Source organism: Occallatibacter sp., from assembly GCF_049510455.1.
Classification (GTDB): domain Bacteria; phylum Acidobacteriota; class Terriglobia; order Terriglobales; family Acidobacteriaceae; genus Telmatobacter.
The window spans coordinates 1-6,650 of sequence record NZ_JBEKYX010000156.1; the positions used below are offsets into that span (position 1 = coordinate 1).

General features: G+C 56.8%; 5 protein-coding genes and 1 pseudogene. 2 read left to right on the top strand and 4 right to left on the bottom strand.

The genetic code is table 11. The features are described 5' to 3' along the window. Positions 1-261 (top strand): winged helix-turn-helix transcriptional regulator (locus ABSG47_RS19860; RefSeq protein ID WP_424171965.1); only part of this gene is annotated, 261 nt, incomplete at its 5' end. 273 nt (positions 262-534) lie between these two features. Here the strand turns inward: ABSG47_RS19860 and ABSG47_RS19865 are convergent. From ABSG47_RS19865 to ABSG47_RS19880, 4 genes are read right to left on the bottom strand one after another with little or no spacing between them, the layout of a single operon-like run. Then, a complete protein-coding gene (locus ABSG47_RS19865) occupies positions 535-981 on the bottom strand; it encodes a DMT family transporter (RefSeq protein WP_424171968.1) in 447 nt (148 codons plus the stop codon). An 18-nt stretch (positions 982-999) separates the two neighbouring features. Next, on the bottom strand, positions 1,000-2,304 hold the full coding sequence (locus ABSG47_RS19870) for an arsenic transporter (protein WP_424171977.1): 1,305 nt from the start codon (positions 2,302-2,304) through the stop codon (positions 1,000-1,002). Beyond that, a complete protein-coding gene (locus ABSG47_RS19875; RefSeq protein WP_424171971.1) occupies positions 2,304-3,446 on the bottom strand; it encodes a metallophosphoesterase family protein in 1,143 nt (380 codons plus the stop codon). Before ABSG47_RS19875 ends, ABSG47_RS19870 begins: the two co-directional genes overlap by 1 nt. Next, positions 3,443-4,726: an MFS transporter gene (locus ABSG47_RS19880; protein ID WP_424171974.1), complete on the bottom strand. Its 1,284-nt coding sequence runs from the start codon at positions 4,724-4,726 to the stop codon at positions 3,443-3,445. Before ABSG47_RS19880 ends, ABSG47_RS19875 begins: the two co-directional genes overlap by 4 nt. A gap of 1,196 nt (positions 4,727-5,922) precedes the next feature. On the opposite strand from ABSG47_RS19880, the pseudogene ABSG47_RS19885 reads away from it, so the two are divergent. Further along, positions 5,923-6,650 (top strand): annotated as a pseudogene (locus ABSG47_RS19885) (sensor histidine kinase); the annotation flags it as partial.

Genomic DNA, 6,650 nt, shown 5'->3' on the forward strand with positions numbered 1-6,650 from the left:
ACGCATTTTCGAGTCACGCTTTCGGCTACGCCCCGTCGTGCGTCCGCAAGAGACGTCCGCGACGAAGCTATCCTTGCCGCGCTCTCCACGAGTCTGGAGGCTGGACTTTCAACCTCTGAGATCGCCAGGCAAATCAAACTTTCTCCGCGCGCGTCCCGAACACGTCTCGCAGCACTCGTGGAGCGGGGGTTGATCGCAGAGATTGGAAGCGGGCCACAAGACCCACACCGCAGGTACTATCTGGTCTCAGAAACTTCATGAGCCTCGAGGTCTAGGGAAGCTTTGACCTGGAGACTAAGAAAAGCCAATCCGAACCCCTCAATTTGTGGGCGACTCAGGCTAGACCGTATGCCGCTCCTAATCAATGAGTTAGAGGCTACATAAAGAAGCTAAGCTGCGATATGACGCCGTGGGTCCAGTACACTTCCGACCGTTACGATCTGGAAGGGGGTGTGCATCACTGAACAAAGCCGTCTCTGGCCAACATTCTGAAATCAACAATTTAGACGTGGACTGGTTTCGAATCGCCGAATTTCAGAACCTGGCTACGAGTGTTATGCCGCCGACTAAGAGCAATCCTCCGATGATCCGCCCCGCGTTCAACGGATGAGGTTGCATTCTGAACCAGCCAAAATGGTCAATGAGCAGCGAGGTGATCAACGCAGCTGTGACCGTGAATCCCACAAACGGGCCGGCTCCGACCTTGTTGACCAATGTGAGACCGGCGTACACCTGCACTGCGCCAACCAATCCGCCAACGACAGCCCACCATGGCATCGCAGCCAATTCTCTTTGCGTCGGCAACGGACTGGGATGGATCAACGACGCCCCTGCGAAGAAGAAGGTAATCAGGGCAAACGAGATGGCCGATGCCAGCCATGGATTCACGACATACTTGTTGAGTTGACCATTCATGGCGGCACCGCAACTCTGCAGCGCGCCTCCAAGGATGATGAAGGGGAGAATCCATCCGGCATTCATATTGCGCTCCTTGTGTATCTAGCGTTGTCCAAGCAGCAATTGCATCAGGATCGCTCCGCCGAGCGCGGCAAAGAGCGCCACTGGCATTGCGACTGCCCCGACTTTCAGAAACTTCCAGAAGCTCACATCGAGCTTTTCTCGTTCTGCGTCTCCTCCAGAATCTTTGCGAAGTGCCAGTAGCCAGAGAATCGTTGCCAGCGATCCGGTGACGGACAGATTTGGGCCGAGGTCTACGCCAATCAAAACCACATTCGCCATTAGTCCCTTCGTGTGGGCGGCTTGTATGGTGCCGCCCGCTATCAGTCCCAGGGGCAGGTTGTTCACGATGTTGTTTGCTATGCCCACGGCGAAACCGACAATCATTGCGCCTGTGCTCTGGCCGAGACTTGATGCCCAGGCAAGCCACTGTTGTGTCAGGTTCAAGGCACCCTGGCTCTCGACAGCATCAACCATGACAAACAAGCCTGCGACCAGCAGCAGTGTTGCCCAGCTAATCTCGCGAGCGAGCTTGATGGGATTGCTTCTCGACTTGACGGAGATGATGCCTGTTATCACCAGCGCCGCGAGGCAGGTTGGCAGTCCCAGGTCTTTCTTCATGGCGGAAGCCGTCAGGAGGACGGCAATCATCAAGGCGAGGCCCACGAGTACCAGTTTTCCATTGCCGCTCAGGTTCACCTCGTCAACCTCACACTCGATGCTCTTGCAAAGCTCATCCCGGAACAGAATACGCATCACCAGGAACGTCACGATGATCGAGAGCAGTGATGGAACGCCAAAGTCAGCGAGCCAGCGGCCCAGCGGCGGCATTCCCGTATGGAACACGACCAGATTCGCGGGGTTTGAGATAGGCAACACAAAGCTCGCGGCGTTTGCGATCAGCGCACATACGAACAGGTACGGAAGGGGTGAGACGTTTGCCTTACGGACAGCCGCCAGAATGGCTGGTGTCAATACGACCGCCGTCGCATCATTCGACATGAAGATGGTCACAAGCGTTCCCACCCCATAGACCAACAGGAACAGACGAGAGCAACTGCCTTGCGCCCCGCGGACCGCTACCGAGGACACCCAATCGAAGACACCTTGTTCCCGTGCCAATTCGCTCAGGAGCATCATGCCGATGAGGAACAGGTAAACATCGGTGCCCTTAGCGACGGCCTGCCCCGCTAACTTCAGCGGTACGAGCCGAAGTGAGATCAAAAGAAGCGCCCCGCCTGAGATCCACCAGACTTCGGAAATTCCGCGCGGACGCGTAAGCATCAGTGCGATGCTTACGGCGACAACAAAAGGCAGAACAACGTGCGCGATCTCTGTAGGTATCATCACCACTTCTTCCCGTTTTTGTTTGGCCCGAGTTGTGTGCCGAGCAGTCCATGCTCCGGCCAAGCCTCCAACGCATTGTCCTGATCGCGCTCCACCGACTCTCGTTCCGCACGCTGTCCGACCGCAATACGAATCTCATCGGTGGCAACTTTCCCGCGTACATCCTCGACTGAAACTGCCAAGGAATAGACGCTTTCGTGGGGAGCAGACACATTTGCCTCCCATACTTGGCTATTTCCTACTCGCTTCATAGACACGTCGCGTCCATCGAGATGAGCAGTTGCCCGCACTGCCTCGGCCTCGCCCCAGAACTTCGCTCGTACCTTTAGGTTTCCTTCTGGCGTTTCGCTCGAATTCGTCAGCAGGCGCTCATCACTCGGCGAGGTAATCATCACGACGGGCAGCTTACCCAACTCAACAAATCGCCAACTCACTATGTTGCTGTCAATGTTGGTTATGGAATAGCCAACCGGCCCCTCTTCAATTTGCCCGGTTGACCGGGTTGCCGAGTAGAGTGTCTTCCCGTCGTTGGCAATTTCATTGTAGTGAGTGTGGCCCATGTCGATGAGGCACACGCCTAAGTTGCGAACGACCTCCATCAACTCGCTGCCGCCGACCTTCAGATCGCTTGGGTAGCAGTGAAGCAAAAGAACCTTTGTCTGTCCTGCATCTGTCGCCGTTTGCAACTCCCGCTTCACCCATGCCATCTGATCCTCGCTTACGGTGAAGGATGCCGGGTGCGGCACATCGAACGCATTCATTGCGACAAACCTAACGGAGGCGACCGTGAATGCATAGTGAGTTCGTTCCGACATCGCCTCCAAAAAGTTCGCGAAGCTCTTCTCGTGAACATCGTGGTCGCCGATGATCGCGCACCACGGTACGTTGAGCCGATCGAGTTCTCCGCGCACAACGGCGTAAGCAGCGCGGCTGCCGTCGTCGGCAACATCTCCAGGTAAGAAGACGAAGCTCACCGAACTAGCAAGTGCTCGATTGACATCGTTCACAATTTCAATCAGATCGAGGTGGTTCTGCTCACCAGCCTTGGTCATGTGGAGATCGCCGAGATGAACCCAGCTAATCACGCCAGCAGCATCGGCGGGTTGGGGTTGAAACGGACGGTTCGATGCGGAATGGTTCATGCGGAAAGCTCCTGGGTAATGGCTGGGGAAGAGGGATCGCCATCAGTTTCGTGGCGCTCCGGGAGCGTCTCAGGAATCGCCGTCCATAACAGGACAAATGCAATTGCAGCGATGGTTCCCAGAGATAGAAAAGATATGCGATAGCTGAAATGCTGAATGAGTTTTCCGCCGAAAGTGGTGCTGAGAGCCGCGCCGATCCCGACCGCAGTTGCGAGACTGCCTTGGACGAGATTGAACCTGCCTGTGGAGCGGGTTCGGTCGGCAACGACGAGGATCGAGACGACGCCGAAGATCGCATTCGCAATGCCGTCTAGTATTTGGATAGCGATCAGGCTCTCCGTGTTGTGGGTCAGAGTGTAGAGCAGTGCGCGAATCGGAAGCACTCCAAAACCAACCATGAGTAATGGTTTCCGACCATGCAGATTGGCGAACCGTCCGATAGCAGGGGCGAAGCACATAATGACAACCTGCGTAACGATGATGCAGGCCGACATAAAGGGTGCCGCAGTGGCCCGCGCACCGTGCGAAAGCATCTCGCCGAGCTGCGGCAGCATGGCTGCATTCGCAAAGTGGAAGAGGAAGGCGCAGACGAGAAAGACCAGAAGAATCCGGTCTCCAAGCAGCGTTTTCATCACGGGCACTCTTGCAGGGACTTCTTTACCGTCCACTTGGATCGCCCCGCCACGCGCAAGGTCATAGTCGATGTCCTTGCTCCTGATCGCTCGGATGGCAAGTACCGTGGGTACAGTCAGCACCGCAGCCGTAATGAAGATGGCCCGATTTCCGAACAGGTGGCTCACGCCCGCAATGAGAAGCGCACAGGCCACGTTGCCGGCTGAGTTGAAGGACTGGTTTTTCCCAAACTGGCGATCAAAGAAGGTGACACCGACAATTCCCATGGTGACTGCTGCGAGTGTTGGCCCCAGAAATGGCCCTGCTCCTCCGATCAGGACTTGAGACGTGTACACCGACCAGGGAGTGGCAGTCACACTAAGCAGAACTGCTCCCGACGCGAGGACGGCTGAGGCGATAACAAGGATCAGCCTTTTCGACTTGAGTTGATCGACGATTGCACCAGCGGGAGTCTGCAACACAACCGTGATGATGCCGCCGATGGTCAACGCCATTCCGACGCGCCCCGGCTCCCATCCCGCTCCTGCCAGGTACGCTGCGAGAAACGGACCGAGGCCGGTTTGTACATCGGCAAGAAAGAAGTTCGTCGCTTCGAGGGCGTGGAGGCTCTTCCTCTTCTCAGGTGCGATGGTGGAGTTGGATTCCATAGTTCCTTCAGAAACTCGAACTTTAGGCAAATGCTTTTCCGTGCCACCGGCTAAGGACGGCAGCGGCAATCTTCATCTCGCTTCGTAGCTATCAGATGCCGTCTAGGATGCGGCCCCGGCCCGAATGGCGGAGCTGTAGGGTCCGCACATCCAGTCGGGAGCAATATCGCAGTCTGAAGGGCTCACTTGCATACGCATCGTAGTGGCTCCTCAGTTTTGAGGTGGCGGCGGAGCCATCCCGTCAGGAGGAGGCGGCGGTGGTCCCATACTATCGGGCGGCGGCGGTGGTGGTCCCATTCCGTCTGGAGGCGGGGGAGGAGGGCCACCAAAGTCAGGAGGGAGCGGAGGTGCGTCATCAGAAACGCTGCACGGAGCGGGTGCAGCGGCCTTGTTTTTGCGCCGTGATGAGGATGTAAGCGGAGGTGCTTGCGGTGCGCCAGGCGGAGGGGGGACCGCACTTTCAGCAAGTGCGCCAGGGCCAGAAGGGATTCCAGGGGGCATGTTCGCAGAGAACGTCTGGTCATTCAGCCGGATGCTCGCTGCTTCAAGAAGGGACTGCCCGTTGATCTCCGATTGCGTTCCGGTCACAGTGATCTTTTCGCCTTTGCGAACCGCAGCACCTAGCTGTCCGCCGAGGGCGGGTGTTACGTCAACAACACTGCCATTTTGAAGGTACAGACTGCGCACCTCTCCGCCTGGTCCTGGATTGAAGGCGCGGACACGCGAGGACTGAGTGACAATGGGTACTTGTGAAGTGGCCGCAGGTGCAACAGGCAGACTCTGCGGAGCATCTGCGGGTGGAGTTGGTGGTGTGGGAGGGGAAGTCTGGGCAAACGCCACGGAGGTAAGTGCGAGCCCAAGAGCGATGATTCGTAGGGAAGCTGGAATGTTCATCGGCGATACCTCTGCCCGTCATAAAGCAAATGGCGTGCCATTCATCGAAAACCACCAAAATCCTTCAATCGCAGCATCTTTGCGGCTTCGAGATACCAACAGCATCTTTACTCTGTCCGCAATCCCCTCAGCTTATGTGCGGATTGCGTACAGTCGCGTTTCGTATCACCGCCGATGTGAGCCAGTGATCCCTATAACAGGCGTCAATATCGGGCACGCTCACCGATGGCCGCCAAGTTGCTTACGATAGGGATAGATGCTCGATAGAAGCTGCATCAGAAGGATGACCAGGGAGGAGCCGAATGCCGAAGATCTTTTGGAGAAGCCTGCGTTCACGCATCCTGCTACTTGTTGTCCTGACGTTCTTCTTCCTCGCGGCAGCGGCGATCAGCCTGTTTACATTCCTTCGCAACCGCCACGCGGAGACGCTTTCCTTGACCGAGCATCATCTTGTCAGCGTGGCCTCCAATCTCGCACGGAACTATGCCGATCATCGGACCGCTGCTAACTCGCTGCTCACGATTGAGCCGGGTCCTCCACCGCCACCGCCTCCCCCCGCTGTGCCTCCACCGCCGCCACGCCCTCAACCCGATGGGCCACCGCATCCAAGACCCGATCTCCTCAAAGAGGTCACTACAGAAACATTGCAGCACGAGGATGGGATCGAAGGCGGCTTCTACGCTGCCAGAGCCGATGCCCTAATTGGATACGCCTTTCCAACTCATGAGGGACCAGGGCCAGAGAAGGGTATGCCAGACCGCGAACGGCCCACGATTGAAAATCTTGCGCGTGAAGCCGTCGCAGCAAACGCCGTCAAGACATTTCGCTTTGAAGGACCGCATGACGCCATACTCTTTGTAGCGGTTCCAATCCACGAGCAATCCAGTGGAACTCAGGCCACCGCGACTACGGATGAGATCACTGGAGCGGCATGGCTTATGGAACGTCTTCCTGGAATAGAAGGCGGAGAGAGTCGTCAGCTTCTATTTGGAAGTATCGGGTTCGGAATCGCTGCGCTGATGACTGCGCT

Excerpts from the sequence above, each read along its gene's own strand:
- ABSG47_RS19865 (WP_424171968.1), bottom strand. The coding sequence starts at position 981 with ATGAATGCCGGATGGATTCTCCCCTTCATCATCCTTGGAGGCGCGCTG.
- ABSG47_RS19870 (WP_424171977.1), bottom strand. The coding sequence starts at position 2,304 with ATGATACCTACAGAGATCGCGCACGTTGTTCTGCCTTTTGTTGTCGCC.
- ABSG47_RS19875 (WP_424171971.1), bottom strand. The coding sequence starts at position 3,446 with ATGAACCATTCCGCATCGAACCGTCCGTTTCAACCCCAACCCGCCGAT.
- ABSG47_RS19880 (WP_424171974.1), bottom strand. The coding sequence starts at position 4,726 with ATGGAATCCAACTCCACCATCGCACCTGAGAAGAGGAAGAGCCTCCAC.